This window comes from Aeromonas media (genome assembly GCF_000819985.1).
GTDB lineage: Bacteria > Pseudomonadota > Gammaproteobacteria > Enterobacterales > Aeromonadaceae > Aeromonas > Aeromonas media.
This window is the reverse complement of the sequence record NZ_CDBZ01000036.1, coordinates 1-19,007: the sequence shown is the minus strand read 5'-3', so window position 1 is coordinate 19,007 and position 19,007 is coordinate 1. Positions and strand designations below refer to the sequence as shown.

The following is a 19,007-nucleotide window of genomic DNA, read 5'->3' as shown; positions in this document are numbered from 1 at the left end:
GGCATACCAAGCCCTATGACCTTGTTCATGACTTTTACCCCAGCCAGGATCTCACCCACCTGGGCGTTGTAGCTCCGCAGACTCAGTTTCGGACCGATGAGCTGCTTGAAGCGATACATGGCGGTCTCAGCTATCGAGCGCTGATGATAGCCAGAGTCCTTTTTCCATTGCTCCAGCTCTCCTGCCTTGAGCGCGGCAACCGCCTCGTTGCGTGGATGGCCTTTCTTCCAGAATGCCGCATTCTTTCTCGGCGGTATGGTGGCCTTGATGCCCTTCTTTTGCAGTAGGGCATAACAGGCTCTGGTGTCATAGGCACCATCGGCGCTGACTTGTTCTATCTTGCGGCGCAAGGGGTTGAGCAGCGTGGGCAACACCTCGTTATCGCCCACCGTTTCCAGGCTGACTTCGGCTGCAACGATGGCATGGGTCGCCGCATCTACGGCCAGGTGAAGCTTGCGCCAGACGCGGCGTTTCTCCTTGCCGTGCTTGCGAATTTTCCATTCGCCTTCGCCATAGACCTTGAGTCCGGTGGCATCGATGACCAGGTGAGCCACTGGGCCATGGCTCGGTAGGCGGTACTTGATTTCGACCGTCTTGGCGCGCTTGCTGATACAGCTGTAGTCCGGCGACTGTAAGGGCACATTCATCAGCTCGAACAGCGAGTTGATGAAGCCTTCCAAGGCACGCAGCGGTAGCTTGAATACCGCCTTGAGCATCAGCGCGGTTTCAATGGCGGAGTCGCTGTAATGGAAGCCTCGCCCTCGGCGGCCATGATGGGTCTGGCAATGCCACTGCTGGATGGCTTGCTCATCCATCCAGACGGTCAACGAACCACGTTGCACCAAGGCTTGGTTGTACTGTTTCCAGTTGCTGATCTTGTGCTTGGACTTGCCCATCTGGCGCTCCCGGTGGTGAACCTAAGAGATCAGATCACCAAACTGCGGGATAGTTCCCTGATTTGAGCAACAACGCCGTAGATGGGCGAGAGGCTGGTAGCAGACATGCTGGGTGAAATCGAGATTGACCCGGCTCATGGCGTCGTGCAGCAGGTATTTGCCGACCCGGCCCAGCACATAGTGCTCGTCTGTCAGGTAGCAGAGCCCGCCACCGAGCCCCATGTCCAGCAGCACGCCGGCACCGTATTCGCTCAGCTCGCATGCCAGGGCGATCTCGGCCAGCGAGGCCCCCCGCGAGCCGCAGGTCTCGAGAAACGCCAGCACCCCGGTTTCACGCAGGCACCAGCTGGCCTGAAACAACATGGGCCCGAAGGCGATTTTCTGGGCCTCGCTGATGGCTTCCAGCGCGTTGTATGGGTCTGCCTGATAGTGGTTCACGGGGTGACTCCTGCCGGATTATTGGTTCTGTGTGCGGGAGAGTTCGGTCTGGATGGCCTGATTCAGACCCAGCACCCAACGGTTATAACTGCGATGTATGCTGCCCTTGCCTTTGTCATCAAGGTTGATGCTGCTCACATAATTAATGGAGTAATCGCGAGCGCTGTAGGGAATATCGATTACCGCCTGATGTTGACGCACATTGACCTGGCCACGAATAAGCCCTGGTCGTTCTTTCCTCATCACCCAGCTCTTGCTTATGCCCGCCGTAATAATGGCCTTGGCCACCTGTTCTTCGGTCAGATTGAAGGGCACCGGATTGGCCGCCATATTACGGATGGGCTGGCTGGTGGAGCAAGCGGCCAACAAGGCACAGGTCAGTATCAGGGATATTTTATTAATGAGTTTCATAATATTTCCTTCGGGGAGGATATTCATCAATTCGGGCGAGGCAATGAGACAACACAAATTGTTTATTTTCAATCACCAAGGCAGTGGATAATCTGCGCCAGCTATTATTTTTGATGAATAATGGTATTATCCGACCGGTATTAACCTGATGACGCCATTCCATGCCGTGGAGCAGGCACTGCCCGTCGGATGAGTGCCTTTTATCGTCTTCGCTCCCACCCACCGTTTTAAGGACAGGTTGCCTGAAATATGCTCTCTTTCTCGCTGCTGGATAGCCAGGCACTGTCTCCGGGTCTGGCCGATGAGGCCGCTTGGCAGGCGTGGGCGCAGCAGGGCCGCTGGCCCGTCGACCCGCCGTTTCCTGCTACCCCCTTGCTGCCCATGATGATGGCGCGCCGTCTGAGCCAGGGCTCCCGGCTGGCGGTGCAGGTGGGGCTGAGCCTGCTGGCTCGCCATGTCATTGATTACGCCATCTTCGTCAGCCGTCATGGCGAGCTGGCCCGCTCTGTGACCCTGCTGCAGGCGCTGGCGGACGGACAGGCGTTGTCGCCCACGGATTTCTCCATGTCGGTGCACAACACCGCCGCCGGACTCTGCTCCATTCAGGGCAAGGCCGCCATTCCCATGACCTCGTTGGCGGCGGGAGAGAACGGCCTGATGGCGGGCCTGACCGAAGCGGTCTGCGCCCTGCAGGCCGGTGCCCGCCGGGTGCTGCTGGTGGCATTCGAAGGACCTGTGCCCGAGTTTCACCGTCCCTGGCTGGCGGACGAGGCGCCGCCCCACTCGTTGGGGTTGGTGCTTGAGGCTGGCGACCAGTGGCGCTGCGAGGGCGCGCGCCGCACAGTCGAACCCCATGTCCGCCCGCTGCCGCAGAGTCTGGCCTGCTGGCGTGCCCTGTTGCGGCATGAGTCGACTCTGACCCTTTGCGATGGCCGCCAGGAGTGGGCATGGCAGCGTTGCTGAACCGGGGTTGGCGGCTGATCGGCACGGCCCTCGGCTTCACCCTGTTCGGGGTGGGCGGCCTGCTGCTCTCCCTGTTCTGGTTTCCGCTGCTGGCGCTCTGTCTGCGCGGCGAGCGGCGCCGTACCCTGGCCCAGCTAACCATCCGCCACAGCTTTCGGCTGTTTCTCGGTGTGCTGCGCGGCTGGGGAGTGCTCGATTACAGCGTGAGCGGCATGCCCGCCCATTTGCGCGGTGCCCTGGTGGTGGCCAATCACCCCAGCCTGCTCGACTACGTCATGCTGGCCGCCGAGATGCCGGTGTGCGACTGCATCGTCAAACAGTCCCTCTGGCGCAACCCCTTCATCGGTGGCGTGGTGCGGGCGGCCGACTATCTGCCCAACGTGGCAGGCGAGGATCTGCTGGCCCTGTGCCAGTCGCGGATCCGGGCCGGCGGCCTGCTGCTGGTCTTCCCGGAGGGAACTCGCACCACCCCGGGCGAACCCATCAAGCTGCAGCGCGGCGCGGCCCAGCTTGCGGTGCGCAGCCAGGTGCCGCTGCAACTGGTGCGGATCCACTGCAGCACCCGATTTCTCACCAAGCAGGACAAATGGTTCAAGATCCCGGAAAATAAGCCGACTTTCACCATAGAATTCCTGCAACAGGTGGCGGCGGACGAGGTGGTCTCCACCGGCCAGAGCAGTGCGCTGGCCGCCCGCCAGCTGACCCGCTTTCTCACCCGGGCCCTGCAACCGGGGCCCCAATGACAGCATATGGAACAGTTATGCAAGACCTGCATCTAGAGATAAAACAACTCATCATCGACAGCCTCAACCTCGAGGGGCTCACCCCTGACGACATCGACAGTCAGGCGCCGCTGTTCGGTGACGGCCTGGGGCTGGACTCCATCGATGCGCTGGAGCTGGGCCTTGCCATCAAGGGCCGCTACGGCATCGTGCTCTCCGCCGAGGATGAAAACACCCGTCGTCATTTTGCCTCTGTCGCGGCGCTGGTCGCCCTGGTGCAGGCCCAGTCGAAAGGGGAGGCCTGAGCCATGACCCGTGACGACATCTTTGCCCAGATCAAGGCCGCCCTCGTCGAGCTGTTCGAGGTCGACGAAGAGGCCATCATCCCAGAGGCCCGCCTCTATCAGGATCTCGAGCTCGACAGCATAGACGCCATCGATCTGGTGGTGCACCTGCAGAAGCTGACCGGCAAGAAGATCAAGCCGGAAGAGTTCAAGTCGGTGCGCAGCGTCAACGACGTGGTGGATGCGGTCGAGCGTCTGCTGGCCGACGCCTGATGCCGGTGCACGCCCTGCCATGATGCGCTGGCTCTCCTGGCTGGCCGGTGGTGCCCTGCTGCTCTACCCGCTGGCGGTCTACTGGGGGCTGACCTACGCCGGTCAGACCCCGCTGCTGCTCGGTCTGCTGCTCATCTTCTCGCTGCGACTCTTGCCCGGCCTGCTCAAGGGGCGGGTCCGGCTCGGCCCCTTGCCGGAATGGCTCTGGCTGGGCCGCCTGCTGGCCTGCATCGGCTTGGGGTTGACCCTGCTGTCGGCCCTATTCAGCGCCCGGCACTGGCTGCTCTACTATCCGCTGGCGGTGAGCCTGGCGCTGCTCTGCCTGTTCGGCTGGAGCCTGACCCGCCCCATGAGCCTGGTGGAGCGGCTGGCCCGCTTGCAGGATCCCGCTTTGCCGCCGGCAGCCATCGGCTACACCCGGCGGGTGACCCAGGTCTGGTGCGGCTTCTTCGTCATCAACGGCGCGCTGGCGGCCTTCACCATCTGGCACGGGGATCTGGCGCTCTGGAGCCTCTACAACGGTCTCATCAGCTACGCCCTGATGGGCGGCCTGATGGGGGCTGAGTATCTGGTGCGCCGCCGCCTGCTCAAGAGGCTGGCCCCATGACCCTGCTGAAAACTATCTGGCAGCGAGACGGCGAGCGGGTGGTGGCGTTCGGCCAAGGCGGCGAGGTGACCCTGGCCGAGCTGCGCCGCGGCAGCCTGCAACTGGCCCGGGCCATGGCCCGCCACGCCGGCGCCAGCCAGCCAGGTGCGCGCTGGGCTCTCTGCTTCGATGACAGCCTGCTGTTCACGCAAGCACTGCTCGCCTGCGCCCTCGGTGGCTATCAGGCAATCCTGCCGGGCCATCAGCGGCTGGCCGGTTTGCAGGCGCTGCAGAGTCAGTTCGATGGCCTGCTCACCGATGGCGAGCTGCCGGGTGAGGCACTCACCGCGGCGCAGCTCAGGCTGCCGCTGCTGGTGGCGGATGACGAGCGGGAGGCAGACGGCGCGGCTCTGCTGCCCGAGCGCCTCGATCTCACCCTGTTCAGCTCCGGCTCCACCGGCGAGCCCAAGGCGATCCCCAAGGCCTGGCCCCAGCTGGAGGCGGAGTTGCGGGTGCAGATGGCGCTGTGGGGCGAGCGGCTGGCCGATAGTCGGGTGCTGGCCAGTGTCAGTCACCAGCACATCTACGGCCTGCTGTTTCGCATCCTGCTGCCGCTGGCCCTCGGCCGTCCGTTCGATCGCCGCAGCATCGACTACCCGGAACAGCTGGCGCTGCAAACCGCCCCCTGGGTCCTGATTGCTTCCCCCGCTTTTCTCAGCCGGCTTGACCCGGCGATTCCCGCCGCCGGCTGCCGGCTGATCGTCTCCTCTGGCGGTCCCCTGCAACCGGGCGATGCCCAGCAGGCCAAACTGCTGCTCGGTCAGCTGCCGGTGGAGATCTTCGGCAGCAGCGAGACCGGTGGCATCGGCTGGCGCCAGCGCCACCAGGTACAGACCCCCTGGACGACGCTGCCCGGAGTCGAGGTGCGGGTCGGTCCGGATCAGGGCCTGTTGCTGCGCTCCCCCTTCCTGCCGACGGCTGAGTGGCTCGCCTGCGCCGATCGCATCCTGATGACGGGGGCCGGGTTCGAGCTGCTGGGCCGCCAGGATCGGGTGGTCAAGCTGGAGGAGAAGCGCATATCCCTCGACGAGGTGGAGGCGCGCCTGCAGGGGCTGGCGGAGGTGGAAGCGGCCGCCGTGCTGCCGCTGCAGCAGGGCCAGCGCCAGATCCTCGGCGCCGTGCTGGTGCTGAGCGAGGCGGGCACCGCCCGCTGGGCCGAGCTCGGGCCCGGGCGTTTCCTGCTGGCACTGCGCCAGCAACTGCGTCCCTGGCTCGAGCCGGTCGCCCTGCCGCGCAGCGTGCGCCGGGTCGAACAGATGCCCGTCAACGCCCAAGGCAAGCGCCCCTGGCCACAACTCAAGGAGCTGTTCGATGAGCCCATCCGCTGACAATCTGCCACAGGAGACGCTACCGACTGAACTGGGTTGCGAGGTGCTGGCCGATGGCGTGCGCCTGCAACTGCGGCTCGATCCCGATTTGCCCTGGTTTGCGGGCCACTTTCCCGGCGCGCCCCTGCTGCCCGGGGTGACCCAAATCCACTGGGTGATGCACTACGCCGCCAGCCTGCTCAAGCTGGCGCAGCCGTTTCACGGGGTGGATCAGCTCAAGTTCCAGCGCCCCCTGCGCCCCGGAGCCGAGTGCAGCCTGCGCCTGCAGTGGCAGGCAGACAAGGACCAGCTCCTCTTTCAGTATCTGCTTGGCGATGAGCCGGCGAGCAGCGGACGGGTGCGGCTGATCCCATGACGCCCTGCATTCTCATCCCCTGTTACAACCATGCCGGCCCGCTGGCCGCCGTGCTGGCGCGGCTGGCCGAATACGGGCTGCCCTGCCTGCTGATCGACGATGGCAGCGAGCCGGTCGCCGCCGCCGAGCTGGATGCGCTGGCTGCGCGTTACCCCTGGGTCACCCTGCTGCGCCACCCTCACAACCAGGGCAAGGGCAGCGCCGTGATGACGGGGTTGCGCCGCGCCCATGCACTCGGCTTTAGCCACGCCCTGCAGGTGGATGCCGACGGCCAGCACGATCTGGCGGACCTGCCGGCCCTGCTGGCCGAGGCGGACAAGCACCCGGTGGCGCTCATCTCCGGCCGCCCGCTCTACGATGATTCCGTGCCCAAGGGGCGCCTCTACGGCCGCTACATCACCCATGTCTGGGTCTGGATCGAGACGCTGTCGTTCGCCATCAAGGACAGCATGTGCGGCTTTCGGGTCTATCCGCTGGCCGCCACCTGCGCGCTGCTCGAGCGGGTGGTGCTCGGCCGGCGGATGGATTTCGACACCGAGGTGATGGTGCGCCTCCATTGGGCCGGGGTGGCGGTGCGCTTCGTGCCGACCCGGGTCATCTATCCCGCCGATGGCAGCTCCCACTTCCAGCTCTGGCGCGACAACCGCGACATCTCCTGGATGCACACCCGGCTGGTGTGCCGCCTGCTGTGGGATCTGCTGCTGCGCATCGGCCGCTGGCCCCGTCGCCTCTGGTTATGGGCGGCCCGGCTGTGGCGTGAGCGCCGTACCCACTGGTCGCGCACCCCGGAGCGGGGATCCCTGCTCGGCATGCAGATCATGCTGACCAGCTATCGCCTGCTGGGGCGGCGCGGGTTTTCCCTGCTGCTCTACCCGGTTATCGGTTACTTCTGGCTGACCGGCCGCGCCCAGCGCCAGGCATCCCAAGCCTATCTGGCCCGCCTCGAGCGCTTCGCTCGCGCGCAGGGGGTGACGCTGCCCGCCGAGCCGAGATCGAGCTTTCGCCACTTCCTGCGCTTTGGCGAGGCGGCGCTCGACAAGCTGGCGGGCTGGCGCGGCGACATCACGGAGCAAGAGGTCGAGCTGGTGGGAGCGGAGCACTACCAGGCGGCCATCAACAGCGGTCAGGGCGTTCTGCTGCTGGGCTCCCATCTCGGCGATCTGGAGCTGTGCCGCGCCCTGGGCAGTCGCAAGCAGGGGCTGCGCATCAATGCGCTGGTGTTCACCCGCCACGCGGCCCGCTTCAATGCCCTGCTCAAACAGATCAATCCGGATTCGCACCTCAACCTGATCCAGGTGCAGGAGCTGGGGGCCGATACCGCCATCCTGCTCAAGGAGAAGCTGGAGCGGGGGGAGTGGGTGGTGATCGTCGGCGATCGCACCTCGGTGACCCGGGAGAAGCGGGTGATCTGGGCCGACTTTCTCGGTGCACCGGCACCCTTTCCGCTCGGCCCCTTCGTGCTCAGCAGCGTGCTGGGCTGCCCGGTCTACCTGATGTTCGGCCTCAAGGAGCAGGGCCGCTTTCGGGTGCATTTCGAGCCCTTTACCGACGGCCAGCCCCTGCCACGGCAGGGGCGCCAAGAGATTCTTGCGTCCCGGGTGCAGGCCTATGCCGATCGTCTGCAGCATCACTGCCTGCGGGCCCCGCTGGACTGGTTCAACTTTTTTGATTTCTGGCAGCTGACCGATGAACAAGAGTGAGATGAGAAGGGTCACCTTCGGCGCCGAGCCGCTGACCATCGAAGACGTGGTGGCGCTGGCCGAAGGGCGCGCTACCCCCGCACTGAATCCGGATCCCGCCTTCATGGCCCGCATCCAGCGGGGGGCCGACTTTCTCGACCGGCTGCTGGCCGAAGAGGGGGTCATCTACGGGGTGACCACAGGCTACGGCGACTCGGTGACCCGGCCGGTGCCGACCGAGCTGGTGCCCGAGCTGCCGCTGCACCTGACCCGCTTTCATGGCTGCGGGCTGGGGGCGGATCTCGAGCTCGATGCCGCCCGCGCCGTGCTGGCGACCCGGCTCTGCTCGCTGGCGCAGGGGGTCTCCGGGGTCAGCCCGGCCTTGCTCGAGCGGCTCTGCTGGCTGCTGGAGCAGGATCTGGTGCCGCGCATTCCCGAAGAGGGGTCGGTGGGCGCCAGCGGCGATCTCACCCCGCTCTCCTACGTCGCCGCCGTGCTGGTGGGGGAGCGCGAGCTTCATCATGATGGTGTGCTGCGCCCCGCCGCCGAGGTCTATCGGGAGCTGGGGGTCACCCCCCTGACCCTGCGGCCGAAAGAGGGGTTGGCGCTGATGAACGGCACCTCGGTGATGACGGCGCTGGCTTGCCTCGCCTACGCCCGTACCGACTACCTGATGCGGCTGGCGACCCGGATCACCGCCCTGGTGAGCGTCGCCATGGGGGGCAACGCCTTCCACTTCGACGAGCGGCTGTTTGCCGCCAAGCCGCACCCCGGCATGCAGGGCATCGCGGCCTGGTTGAGGGAAGACCTGGTGGCCGGCGAGCTGCCGCGCCACAGCGACCGGCTGCAGGACAGATACTCATTGCGCTGCGCCCCCCACGTCATCGGGGTGGTGGCCGACAGCCTGCCCTGGTGGCGCCAGCTCATCGAAAACGAGCTCAACAGCGCCAACGACAACCCGCTGATCGACGGGGAGGGGGAGCACGTGATGCACGGCGGCCACTTCTACGGCGGTCACATCGCCATGGCCATGGACAGCATGAAGACGGCCGTCGCCAACCTGGCCGACCTGCTGGATCGCCAGCTGGCCCAGCTGGTGGACAGCAAGTTCAACGGTGGCCTGCCGAGCAACCTCTCCGGCGCGCCGGATGCACGGCAGATGATCAACCACGGCTTCAAGGCGGTGCAGATCGGCGTCTCGGCCTGGACCGCGGAGGCGCTCAAGCAGACCATGCCCGCCAGCGTCTTCTCCCGCTCCACCGAGTGCCACAACCAGGACAAGGTGAGCATGGGCACCATAGCGGCGCGCGATGCGCTGCGGGTGCTGACCCTGACCGAACAGGTGGCGGCCGCCTGCCTGCTGGCGGCGGTGCAAGGGGTCGAGCAGCGTCTCGCCCGACCCACTCCCTTGACCCGCCCGCTCGGCACGGCGCTGGCCGCCATGGTCGTGCAGGTGCGGGCCGAGTTCGCCCCGCTGCTGGAAGACCGGGGGCTCGAGCCCGAGCTGAGGGCGCTGATCGCCCGCATTCGCCAGCGCCACTACCCCCTCTATCAGGACTCTTCACTATGAGCCGTATCCAGACTACGTCTGAACCCTGGCAGATCAGCACGGAGATCGAGGTTACCATCCCATTCCATGACGTGGACTGGGCGGCTGTGTCGCGCTGGCGGGGAGACGACTTGTGAGAAAAACCATGCAGCAAGAACCCTGGCAGATCAGTACTGAGATCGAGGTGACCATCCCGTTCCACGACGTGGACTGGGTGGCTGTGTCGCGCTGGCGGGGAGACGACTTGTGAGAAAAACCATGCAGCAAGAACCCTGGCAGATCAGCACGGAGATCGAAGTGACCATCCCATTCCACGACGTGGACATGATGGCGGTCGCCTGGCACGGCCACTACTTTCGCTACATCGAGCTGGCACGCTGCGCCCTGCTCGATCTCATCGATTACAACTATCCGCAGATGGAGGCCTCCGGCTACCTCTGGCCCATCATCGACACCCGGATGAAGTACCTGGCGTCGCTGCGCTTCGGCCAGCGGGTGCGGGTGCGCGCCACCCTGACCGAGTACCAGAACCGGTTGAAGATCGACTACCTGCTGAGCGACGCCGTGAGCGGCACCCGCACCAGCAAGGGTTACAGCATCCAGGTGGCGGTGAGCAAGGCGAGCGGCGAGATGTGCCTGGCCTCGCCCCAGGTGCTGCTGGACAAGCTGGGGGTGAGCCAGTGACCCCTCTTCTGAACCGGCTGATGGTCGGACTGGTCCTGCTGCTGGCGTGGCCGCTGCAGGCGGCCCCCCTGACCCGTGACCAGGTGCAGCAGTTGCTGACCCTTAGCCCGGCCCGGCAGGCCCATTTCGAGCAGGAGAAACAGGTGGCGGGACTGAGCCAGCCGCTCAAGGCATCCGGCGAGCTGCTGCTGGTGCGCGACCTCGGCCTCTGGTGGCAGCAGCAGAAGCCCTTTGCCCTGACACTCACCCTGACGCCGCAACGCATGGTGCAGCAGGTGGCGGGTCAGCCCGCCACCGTCATCGACAGCCCCCAACTGCTGGAATTCAGCCAGATGCTGCTGGCGCTGTTCGGCTCGGACGAGGCGACCCTGAGCCGCTACTTCAGCATCGATTTCCAGAGCTCGGAGGCGGGTTGGCAGCTGGTGATGGTGCCCACGCAGGCGCCGCTCGACAAGGTGTTCGCCAGCCTCACCCTGAGCGGGCAGGGGCAGCTGGATCAGCTGCTTATCGCCGACAAGCAGGGGGACAGCACCCGTATCCGTTTCAGTGCCTGGCAGGCGCGAAGCCTGCCATTGACCCCTGAGGAGCAGGCCCGCTTTGCTGCCCACTAGCCCCGTATCGCGCCAAGCCACTGCCCGTGGTCTGGCCGGGAGAATCGACCTTGCTGCAAGCTGAAACCACCTGGCATCGGCTTGGCACTATCTGGATCGGCCTCTGTCTGCTGCTGGCGGCGGTACTCGCCTGGCAGCTGCCCCACAGCCGCATCAACACCAGCCTGATGGATCTGCTGCCCCACGCATCCCGCAGCGATCTGGATCCGGCCCTGCAGCAGGGCTTGCTGCAGCAGCTCGATCGCCAGCTGGTCTGGATGCTGAGTCTGCCGGCCGGACAGAACGGGCAGGCGGCGGCCGAGCTATGGATAACACAACTCGGCCAGATAGCGGCCTTCTCCCACATCAAGGGGCATCAGCCCGAGCTGGCCTCCGCCTGGCAGGACTATCTGCACGATCTCGCCTGGCAGCGGCTGGATGAGGCGAGCCGGGCCCGGCTGGCGGCTGGCGCCGAGGGCTGGAGCCAGTGGGTGCTCGGCCAGATCTACTCGCCCTTTGGCGGCGTCTCTCGCGCCGAGTGGCAGAGCGATCCGCTGCTGCTGACCCGGGCCGGGGTGCTGGCCGAGGTCAGCGGCCCCATGCAGCTCAAGGCGGGCTGGCTGGTCAGCCGGGACAAGGGGGGGCGTGACTGGTACATGGTGCGCGCCGAGCTGGATCTCTCCGCCTTCGACATCCAGCGCAATCAGGGGGTGCTGAGGGCGCTCGACAACGCCGAGCAGCGGCTGGCCCAGGCTTATCCCGGTGCCGAGCTGCTGCGCCGTGGCACCCTCTTCTACAGCCAGCACGCCAGCAACCTGGCCCAGCAGGACATCTCCACCATAGGGCTTGGCTCCATGATCGGGGTCATCCTGCTGATCTGGGGCGTGTTCCGCTCGACCCGGGCGCTGCTGCTCTCCCTGCTGCCCATCGGCGTGGGGCTGATGTGGGGGCTGGGTGCCGTGCTCATCCTGTTTGGCGAGATCCATGTCTTCACCCTGGTCATCAGCAGCAGCCTCATCGGCATCGCCATCGATTACGCCATCCACTTCCTGTGCGAGCGGCGGTTGCACGGCGGCGACGAGAGCGCGCATCAGACCCGGCTACGGCTGCTGCCGAGCCTGTCGCTGGCGGTGCTGACCACCCTGATCGGTTATGGCCTGCTCTGGTTCGCCCCCTTCCCCGGGCTGCAGCAGCTGGCGGTGTGTGCGCTGGCGGGCCTGTTCAGCGCCTTCATCACCGTGCTCTGCCTGTTTCCGCGCTGGGCCGGCCCGCTGCCGACCCGGCCCCTGGTCATTCAGTCACTGCTGATGGCCTGGCTCCGGGCCTGGCGGCAGCGCCCGCTGGTGCGTATCGGCCTGCCGCTCTGCTGTCTGCTGCTGGCCGCTCTTGGCATCAGCCAGCTGCGGGTGGATGACGACATCCGCCGGCTGCAACCCTTGCCGGTGGAACTGCAGGCGCAGGAGAACCAGATCAAGACCCTGACCGGCCAGCAGGGCGGCATACAGGGTTTTCTGGTGACGGGAGCGGACGGCGAACAGGCGCTGCAACGACTGGAGCGGCTCGACGGCCGGCTGGCCGAGCTTAAACAGCGCGGTGTGCTGCAGGATTTTGTCTCTCTTTCCCGCTGGCTGCCTTCGCTGGCGCGCCAGCAGCAGGATGCGGCCGCCATCCGGGCCCTGTTGCCCCAAGTGGTGACCCGACTGCAAGAGGCCGGGGTGCCAATACCAGCAGGGGGGCAAGCGCCCGTCCGCGAGCCCGGTTGGCTGACCCCGGCGGCCTGGCTGGCCAGCCCGGTCAGCGAGGGGAGCCGTCTGCTGTGGCACTCGCTGGACGATGGCCGCGTCGCCATCTGGGTGCCGCTGGTGGGGGTGGTGGACGAAGGGGCCCTGACGGCGCTGGCGGCGGCCGAGCAGGGAGTCTACTGGCAGGATCAGCGCAGCGAGTGGAGCCAGCTGTTCGCCCACTACCGGATCAAGCTTGCGGAGCTGCTGTCGGTGGCCATCGGCCTGGTGGCCCTGCTGCTCTGGCGGCGGATGGGGGCGGCCCGGGCGGCCCGGGTGCTGCTGGTCAACCTGATTGCGCTGGCCATGGGGTTGGCGCTGCTCGCTGCCTGCGGCCAGCCGCTCACCCTGTTCGGGGTGCTGGCGCTCAGCCTCATCTTCGGCATCGGCATCGACTATGGTCTCTTTTTCGCCCACAGCGGGCGCGAGCTGGCGCGGCAGAGTGCCACCCTGCTCGCCATCCTGCTGGCGAACCTCACCACCCAGCTGGCCTTCGGTCTGCTGGCGCTGAGTCACACCCCCGCCATCGCGGGCTTTGGTCTGGTGCTGAGCGGCGGTATCTTTACCGCCTTCCTGTTGTCGCCCCTGGTGCTGGACAGGGAAGCGGACAAGCGGAGGCATGACGAGCGGGAGCCTGAGCAACCATGAGATCACTGTTCGCATTACTCATCCTCTTGCTGGGGGGCTGCAGCAGCCAACCGGCCCCCACCGCCTATCTCGACAAGAGCAGCGTCATGGTGCTGCCGGCCCCCGTGCTGGCCACCCCCTTCTATCGCCAGCAGTTGCTGACGGCCACAGTGGGTGAGAGCGCCCATCAGCTGATGACGGTGCTGGAGGCCGATGGACACCAGCTGACCCTGGTCGGCCTGACCCCGAGCGGGGTACGGCTGTTCCGAGTGCGTTACGATCAGCAGGGCATAGCGACCCAACAACTGAGCCCGCTGCTCGCCACCGGCATGCCGCCTGTGACCCAGGTGCTGGCGGACGTCATGCTCTGCTACTGGCCGTTGGCGAGCTGGCAGCCGCAGTTGCCACCGGGCTGGACGCTGCACGACGAAGGGCTGACGCGCCGGCTGCGTGCCCCCGATGGCACCCTGGTCAGCGAGATCCATTACCGCGACATCGACGGCGTGCGCGAGCCGGTCAGCCTGCAGCAGCACGTATTCCACTACCGCCTGCAACTGGAGACCCTGAGCCGATGAGCTGTTTTATCACCGCCTATGGCCTCATCTCGGCACTGGGTGAGGGCGTTGATGCCAGCGCCGAGGCCCTGCTGGCCTGGCAGGCCAAGGGGAGCACGCCGCTCACCCGCCACAACCAGGCCTTGCTGGATGGCCGCCTGACCCCGGTGGGACGGGTAGAGGGCGAGTTGCCGGCCATACCGGCGGCGCTGGCTCCTTACGCCTCGCGCAACAACCAGCTGCTGCTGGCGGCGTTGGCCCAGATCCGGCCCGCCCTCGACGAGGCGCTGGCGACGTTTGGCCCTGCGCGGGTGGGGCTGGTGCTCGGCACCAGCACCGCCGGGATCGGCGAGGCCGAGCTGGCGATCGCCGCCGACCGGCGGGGGGAGGCGGTGCCAACGGCCTTTGACTATCGTCAGCAGGAGCTGGGCTCCCCGTCCGAATTTCTGGCTCGCCACCTCGGCCTGGAAGGACCCGCTTACACCCTCTCCACCGCCTGCTCCTCCAGCGCCCGCGCCTTCATCAGCGGTCAGCGGATGCTGGCGGCCGGACTGGTGGATGCGGTGCTGGTGGGGGGCGCCGACAGCCTGTGCGGGCTGACTCTCAACGGTTTTGACAGCCTGGAGTCCCTCAGTGGCGCCCTCTGCCAGCCCTTCGACAACGACCGCCAGGGGATCAACATCGGCGAGGGGGCGGCGCTGTTTCTGCTGAGCAGACAGCCTGCGCCGATTGCGCTGCTGGGGGCGGGGGAGTCGTCCGATGCCTGGCACATCTCGGCGCCGCATCCAGACGGCGTGGGGGCCGAGGCGGCCATGGGCATGGCGCTGGCCCAGGCAGGTCTGACGCCGGAGCAGGTGGGTTACATCAACCTGCACGGCACCGCTACCCGCCTCAATGACGCCATGGAGAGCCAGGCCGTCTATCGCCTGTTCGGGGACAGGATGCCTTGCAGCTCCACCAAGCCGCTCACCGGCCATGTTCTGGGGGCGGCGGGGGCCATCGAGGCTGCGCTCGCCTGCCTGCTGCTGGAGCGGGCACTGCCGTTGCCACCCCAGCGGGTGATGACGGCGGATCCGGCGTTGGCGCCCATCCGGCTGGTGAGTGGCACCACCCCGCTGGCGACGCCCCGGATCCTCTCCAACTCCTTTGCCTTCGGTGGCAACAATGTCAGCCTGCTGTTCGGGAGATCTGCCTCATGAATGAGCTCACACCGTTGCCCGCCATCGAGACTCTGCTGCCTCATCAGGCCCCCATGTTGCTGCTGGACCGGCTCTGCGCCGTGGATGCGAGCCGGGCGCGCTGCGAGACCCGTGTCGGTGCCCGCCACGCCTTGTTGCTGGATGGCGAGGGCTCGTTGCCCGGCTGGGTCGGCATCGAGCTGATGGCCCAGACCATCGCCGCCTGGGCTGGCATGCAGGGGCGATTGCGCGGTGAGCCGGTGCGTATTGGCATGCTGCTCGGCACCCGCAAGTACCGCTGCCAGCCCACTAGCTTTGCTGCGGGGGCCCTGCTCACCATAGAGGCCAGCTGCCTGTTGCAAGACGGCGGCATGGCCAGTTTCGAATGCCGGATCCTGCAAGATGGGCGGGAGTGCGCCACCGCACGCCTCTCGACCTATCAACCCGCACCCGGCGAGTTATCCGATTTGTTAGCGAAGGACGTTTCATGATCTCTACCGTATTGGTCACGGGCGCCAGCAAGGGGATAGGCCGCGCCATCGCCCTCAAGCTGGCCGCCGACGGTTTTCTCGTCGTGGTGCACTACCACGGCGACCGCGCCGGTGCCGAGGCGACGCTGGCCAGCCTGCAAGCGGCCGGTGGGCAGGGGCGCCTGATCCAGTTCGACATCGCCGATCGCCAGGGTTGCCGCGTGCGGCTGGAGGCCGACATGGCCGAACACGGCGCCTATTACGGTGTGGTCTGCAATGCCGGCATCATCCGTGACGGCGCCTTTCCCGCCCTCACCGACGAAGAGTGGGACGGGGTGCTGCACACCAATCTGGATGGCTTCTACAACCTGCTCAAGCCCTGCATCATGCCGATGATAGGCCTGCGCCGGGGCGGCCGTATCGTGACCATCTCCTCGGTCTCAGGCCTGATGGGCAACCGGGGCCAGGTCAACTACAGCGCCGCCAAGGCGGGCATCATGGGGGCCACCAAGGCGCTGGCGCTGGAGCTCGCCAAGCGCAAGATCACGGTGAACTGCGTGGCACCCGGCCTTATCGACACCGGCATGGTGGATGCCGAGGTGAAGGCCGAGGCGCTGAAACTGATCCCGCTCAAGCGCATGGGGCAGGCTGACGAGGTGGCCGGGCTGGTCTCTTACCTGATGTCGGACATCGCCGGCTATGTCACGCGTCAGGTCATCTCCATCAACGGGGGCATGGTATGACGCGGATGTTGGTGAGATCTTGTCTGATGTTGATTCAACATGGTGCTGTCTCTGTGGCACGCCAGCTTATCTCTGCGAATGGCGGTATGGTATGAAGCGGGTAGTGGTAACCGGCATGGCCGGGGTGACGGCGTTCGGCCAGGACTGGCCGAGCGTGCGGGCAAAGTTGCAGGCGGGGCGCAATGCGGTGGTGGCCATGCCGGAATGGGCCATCTACGAGGGGCTCAACACCCGGCTGGCGGCGCCCATTGCCGATTTTGTGCTGCCCGCCCACTATCCGCGCAAGAAGACGCGGGCCATGGGGAGAGTCTCCCAGCTGGCGACCGTGGCCAGCGAACTGGCGCTGGCACGGGCGGGACTTACCGACCACCCCGTGCTGACCGATGGTCGCACCGGCATCGCCTATGGCTCCTCCATCGGCAGCACGGAGCCCATCCGTGCCTTCGGGGTCATGCTCAACGACAAGAGCACCGCCAGCATCACGGCCACCACCTATGTACAGATGATGCCGCACACGGCGGCGGTCAATGCCGGCCTCTTCTTCGGTCTGCGCGGGCGGGTGATCCCTACCTCCAGCGCCTGCACCTCCGGCAGCCAGGGCATTGGCTACGCCTTTGAGGCGATCAAGCACGGCTATCAGACCCTGATGGTGGCCGGCGGGGCCGAGGAGCTCTGCCCGTCGGAGGCCGTGGTGTTCGACACCCTGTTTGCCACCAGCCAGATGAATGACAACCCCGAGCTGGCGCCGCGACCGTTCGATCGGCAGCGGGACGGGCTGGTGATTGGCGAGGGGGCAGGCACCCTGGTGCTGGAGGAGCTGGAACATGCGCAGGCGCGCGGGGCCACCATCCTCGCCGAGCTGGTGGGCTTTGCCACCAACTGCGACGCCGCCCACGTGACCCAGCCCCAGCAGGAGACCATGCAGCTGTGCATGGAGATGGCGCTGGCCCAGGCCGGACTCAAGGCCGCCGACATCGGCTACATCAGCGCCCACGGCACCGCCACCGAGCGGGGCGACATCGCCGAGAGCCACGCCACCGCCGCCATCTTCGGCGACAAGACCCCCATATCGTCGCTCAAGAGCTACTTCGGCCATACCCTGGGAGCCTGCGGCGCCATCGAGGCCTGGCTGGCGCTGGAGATGATGCAGGAGGGCTGGTTTGCCCCCACCATCAACCTGACCGAGCCGGATCCGGCCTGTGCCCCGCTGGATCACGTGATGGGCAATGGCCGCACGCTAGCGGTGGACTACCTGATGTCCAACAACTTCGCCTTCGGTGGTATCAACACTTCCCTCATCTTCAAGCGCTGGGGTTGAGGGGGCTGTCCAGCCCGTCCGGTTGCACCCGGTACAGCTCCAGTACAGCTTTGGTTTAGGTTTGATTAATTAATATGTCTCCCACTTTGTTGGGAGGCATCATGTCTGTTTTAGCTTTTTGTTCTGTTCAATCTTCGCTGCGCCGTGGTCTGCTGGCCTTTCTACTCTCTTGCCTGTGGTGGGGGGTGGCCTCGCCCGTCAGGGCTGATGATGAATTTCGGCTGGGTAACACCATCCTGCTGGGGGTGGGCGACCACCCAGCCATTATTCCCATCATCATCTGCCGACCGGCCAGGTCCATCATGGTCAAGGCGGGAAGGGAGCTGACCCTGGACAGGGTCAAGGTGATCTACGGCAATGACCGCAGCAAGACCCTGCACTTTGACAAGAGCCTGAAAGAGGATCAGGAGTCCGGCTGGAAATCCCTCGGCAGTCGGGTTTGCATCAAGCGAGTCGAGGTCTATGGCAATTCGGAAGGGAGCAAGGCGGGGGTCAAGGTATACGGCCGCAAATAAACGGCTGCAAGTTGGGAGATGGACGGGGAGCTCCCCGCCCACTCAGGGCCTATTTCTTGGGGCGAAACGGCTTGATGACGGCTTCGTCACATTCGAGATAGGGCCCTTCCATCAGGTCGATGCAGTAGGGGATGGCGGGGAAGACCGCATCCAGACACTCGCGAATGGACTTGGGCTTGCCCGGCAGGTTGACGATGAGGGAACTGCCGCGCAGGCCGGCGGTCTGGCGCGACAGGATGGCGGTCGGCACGAACTTGAGGGACTCGGCCCGCATCAGTTCGCCAAAGCCCGGCATCATGCGATCGCACACCGCCTCGGTCGCCTCCGGAGTCACATCCCGCTTGGCCGGCCCTGTGCCGCCGGTGGTGACGATGAGGCAGCACTGCTCCTGGTCCGCCAGCCGGACCAGGGTCGCTTCGATCTGATCCTGCTCATCCGGGATCACCTGATAGATGGGCTCCCACTCTGAGGTCAGATAGGCGTTCAGCGTGTCTATGATGGCCTTGCCGGAGAGGTCCTCATAGATGCCCGCGCTGGCGCGATCGCTGACGGTGACGATACCGATTCTTGCCTTGCTCATGATCTGCCCTTGGTCATTGGAAAAAGTGGTAAATAAAATAACATAATCAGTGAGATATGTTAAAGCACCGGCATGGGCGTGACACAGGAAGGCCAGATTTGAGAGTCGAACGAAAAGCAGATTTATTCGCTATCGATGAATAGGGAATAAGAAGAACCATAAAAGCCTTTAAAATTTATAAAAAAAGTGACGCAGGTCGCATTAGGATAATTTCATGAATCATAACGAATAAATATTTCCTTTCGACCCATAGTCGCCAAATGGATGAAAAATCAGACTCCTGTGGATCGGTGCGGGATGACCCTAAATCGCCACCATCTTATATAACCTGTTTATGGACAGCGAAATGATGTGCCGGGTGTGGTCACACAGATTCACGCAAGGCGTCTGGCCAGGAGGGGATCAGGGTGAGAGCGTGAACAT

Annotated in this window: 21 protein-coding genes and 1 pseudogene; 18 read left to right on the top strand and 4 right to left on the bottom strand. The window is 65.3% G+C overall.

Annotated features, from left to right (window positions below; translation table 11 throughout):
* The 3 genes and pseudogenes from BN1127_RS03055 to BN1127_RS03045 all read right to left on the bottom strand — a co-directional run.
* Nucleotides 1-896: IS5-like element ISEc35 family transposase (locus BN1127_RS03055; RefSeq protein WP_042648435.1), on the bottom strand; the 896-nt coding region annotated here is incomplete at its 3' end.
* Between the two features lie 78 nt (nucleotides 897-974).
* A pseudogene (locus tag BN1127_RS03050) lies at nucleotides 975-1,334 on the bottom strand (SAM-dependent methyltransferase); the annotation flags it as partial.
* 18 nt (nucleotides 1,335-1,352) lie between these two features.
* Nucleotides 1,353-1,817, bottom strand: a complete 465-nt coding sequence (locus tag BN1127_RS03045; protein WP_042648433.1) for a lipoprotein — start codon at nucleotides 1,815-1,817, stop codon at nucleotides 1,353-1,355.
* 177 nt (nucleotides 1,818-1,994) lie between these two features.
* On the opposite strand from BN1127_RS03045, the gene BN1127_RS03040 reads away from it, so the two are divergent.
* The 18 genes from BN1127_RS03040 (at nucleotide 1,995) to BN1127_RS02955 (ending at nucleotide 18,004) form a co-directional block, all read left to right on the top strand.
* Nucleotides 1,995-2,708: a beta-ketoacyl synthase chain length factor gene (locus BN1127_RS03040; protein ID WP_042648432.1), complete on the top strand. Its 714-nt coding sequence runs from the start codon at nucleotides 1,995-1,997 to the stop codon at nucleotides 2,706-2,708.
* Nucleotides 2,693-3,451 carry a lysophospholipid acyltransferase family protein gene (locus tag BN1127_RS03035; protein WP_042648431.1) on the top strand — a complete coding sequence of 253 codons (759 nt, stop codon included), beginning with the start codon at nucleotides 2,693-2,695 and terminating at the stop codon, nucleotides 3,449-3,451. Before BN1127_RS03040 ends, BN1127_RS03035 begins: the two co-directional genes overlap by 16 nt.
* A 17-nt stretch (nucleotides 3,452-3,468) precedes the next feature.
* Entirely contained in the window at nucleotides 3,469-3,735 is a 267-nt protein-coding gene (locus BN1127_RS03030) for a phosphopantetheine-binding protein (protein WP_005297932.1), read from the top strand.
* 3 nt (nucleotides 3,736-3,738) lie between these two features.
* Nucleotides 3,739-3,987, top strand: a complete 249-nt coding sequence (locus tag BN1127_RS03025) for an acyl carrier protein (RefSeq protein WP_042065895.1) — start codon at nucleotides 3,739-3,741, stop codon at nucleotides 3,985-3,987.
* 19 nt (nucleotides 3,988-4,006) lie between these two features.
* Complete coding sequence (locus BN1127_RS03020) at nucleotides 4,007-4,594, top strand: COG4648 family protein (RefSeq protein WP_171268607.1); 588 nt, start codon at nucleotides 4,007-4,009, stop codon at nucleotides 4,592-4,594.
* Entirely contained in the window at nucleotides 4,591-5,961 is a 1,371-nt protein-coding gene (locus tag BN1127_RS03015) for an AMP-binding protein (protein WP_042648429.1), read from the top strand. The genes BN1127_RS03020 and BN1127_RS03015 overlap by 4 nt, the downstream gene beginning before the upstream one ends.
* Complete coding sequence (locus BN1127_RS03010) at nucleotides 5,945-6,316, top strand: ApeI family dehydratase (RefSeq protein WP_042648428.1); 372 nt, start codon at nucleotides 5,945-5,947, stop codon at nucleotides 6,314-6,316. Before BN1127_RS03015 ends, BN1127_RS03010 begins: the two co-directional genes overlap by 17 nt.
* Nucleotides 6,313-8,016: a glycosyltransferase family 2 protein gene (locus BN1127_RS03005; protein WP_042648427.1), complete on the top strand. Its 1,704-nt coding sequence runs from the start codon at nucleotides 6,313-6,315 to the stop codon at nucleotides 8,014-8,016. Before BN1127_RS03010 ends, BN1127_RS03005 begins: the two co-directional genes overlap by 4 nt.
* Nucleotides 8,003-9,565, top strand: a complete 1,563-nt coding sequence (locus BN1127_RS03000) for an HAL/PAL/TAL family ammonia-lyase (protein ID WP_042648426.1) — start codon at nucleotides 8,003-8,005, stop codon at nucleotides 9,563-9,565. Before BN1127_RS03005 ends, BN1127_RS03000 begins: the two co-directional genes overlap by 14 nt.
* A 237-nt stretch (nucleotides 9,566-9,802) precedes the next feature.
* Nucleotides 9,803-10,228, top strand: coding sequence for an acyl-CoA thioesterase (locus BN1127_RS02995; protein WP_042648425.1), 426 nt, complete (start codon nucleotides 9,803-9,805; stop codon nucleotides 10,226-10,228).
* Between the two features lie 20 nt (nucleotides 10,229-10,248).
* A complete protein-coding gene (locus BN1127_RS02990) occupies nucleotides 10,249-10,839 on the top strand; it encodes an outer membrane lipoprotein carrier protein LolA (protein ID WP_042648436.1) in 591 nt (196 codons plus the stop codon).
* A gap of 50 nt (nucleotides 10,840-10,889) precedes the next feature.
* Nucleotides 10,890-13,247: an MMPL family transporter gene (locus BN1127_RS02985; protein WP_042648424.1), complete on the top strand. Its 2,358-nt coding sequence runs from the start codon at nucleotides 10,890-10,892 to the stop codon at nucleotides 13,245-13,247.
* Nucleotides 13,244-13,801: a DUF3261 domain-containing protein gene (locus BN1127_RS02980; protein ID WP_042648423.1), complete on the top strand. Its 558-nt coding sequence runs from the start codon at nucleotides 13,244-13,246 to the stop codon at nucleotides 13,799-13,801. The genes BN1127_RS02985 and BN1127_RS02980 overlap by 4 nt, the downstream gene beginning before the upstream one ends.
* Nucleotides 13,798-14,979: a beta-ketoacyl-[acyl-carrier-protein] synthase family protein gene (locus BN1127_RS02975; RefSeq protein WP_042648422.1), complete on the top strand. Its 1,182-nt coding sequence runs from the start codon at nucleotides 13,798-13,800 to the stop codon at nucleotides 14,977-14,979. The genes BN1127_RS02980 and BN1127_RS02975 overlap by 4 nt, the downstream gene beginning before the upstream one ends.
* Entirely contained in the window at nucleotides 14,976-15,449 is a 474-nt protein-coding gene (locus BN1127_RS02970) for a hotdog family protein (RefSeq protein WP_042648421.1), read from the top strand. Before BN1127_RS02975 ends, BN1127_RS02970 begins: the two co-directional genes overlap by 4 nt.
* On the top strand, nucleotides 15,446-16,171 hold the full coding sequence (locus tag BN1127_RS02965) for a 3-ketoacyl-ACP reductase FabG2 (RefSeq protein WP_005332017.1): 726 nt from the start codon (nucleotides 15,446-15,448) through the stop codon (nucleotides 16,169-16,171). The genes BN1127_RS02970 and BN1127_RS02965 overlap by 4 nt, the downstream gene beginning before the upstream one ends.
* Nucleotides 16,172-16,262: 91 nt before the next feature.
* Nucleotides 16,263-17,489, top strand: coding sequence for a beta-ketoacyl-ACP synthase (locus BN1127_RS02960; RefSeq protein ID WP_042648420.1), 1,227 nt, complete (start codon nucleotides 16,263-16,265; stop codon nucleotides 17,487-17,489).
* 101 nt (nucleotides 17,490-17,590) lie between these two features.
* Nucleotides 17,591-18,004 (top strand): DUF2541 family protein, encoded by a 414-nt coding sequence (locus BN1127_RS02955; protein WP_042648419.1) that lies wholly within the window; start codon nucleotides 17,591-17,593, stop codon nucleotides 18,002-18,004.
* Nucleotides 18,005-18,053: 49 nt separating this feature from the next.
* Here the strand turns inward: BN1127_RS02955 and mog are convergent, their stop codons facing one another.
* Nucleotides 18,054-18,584 (bottom strand): molybdopterin adenylyltransferase, encoded by a 531-nt coding sequence (gene mog, locus BN1127_RS02950; protein ID WP_042648418.1) that lies wholly within the window; start codon nucleotides 18,582-18,584, stop codon nucleotides 18,054-18,056.
* Nucleotides 18,585-19,007: the final 423 nt, after the last annotated feature.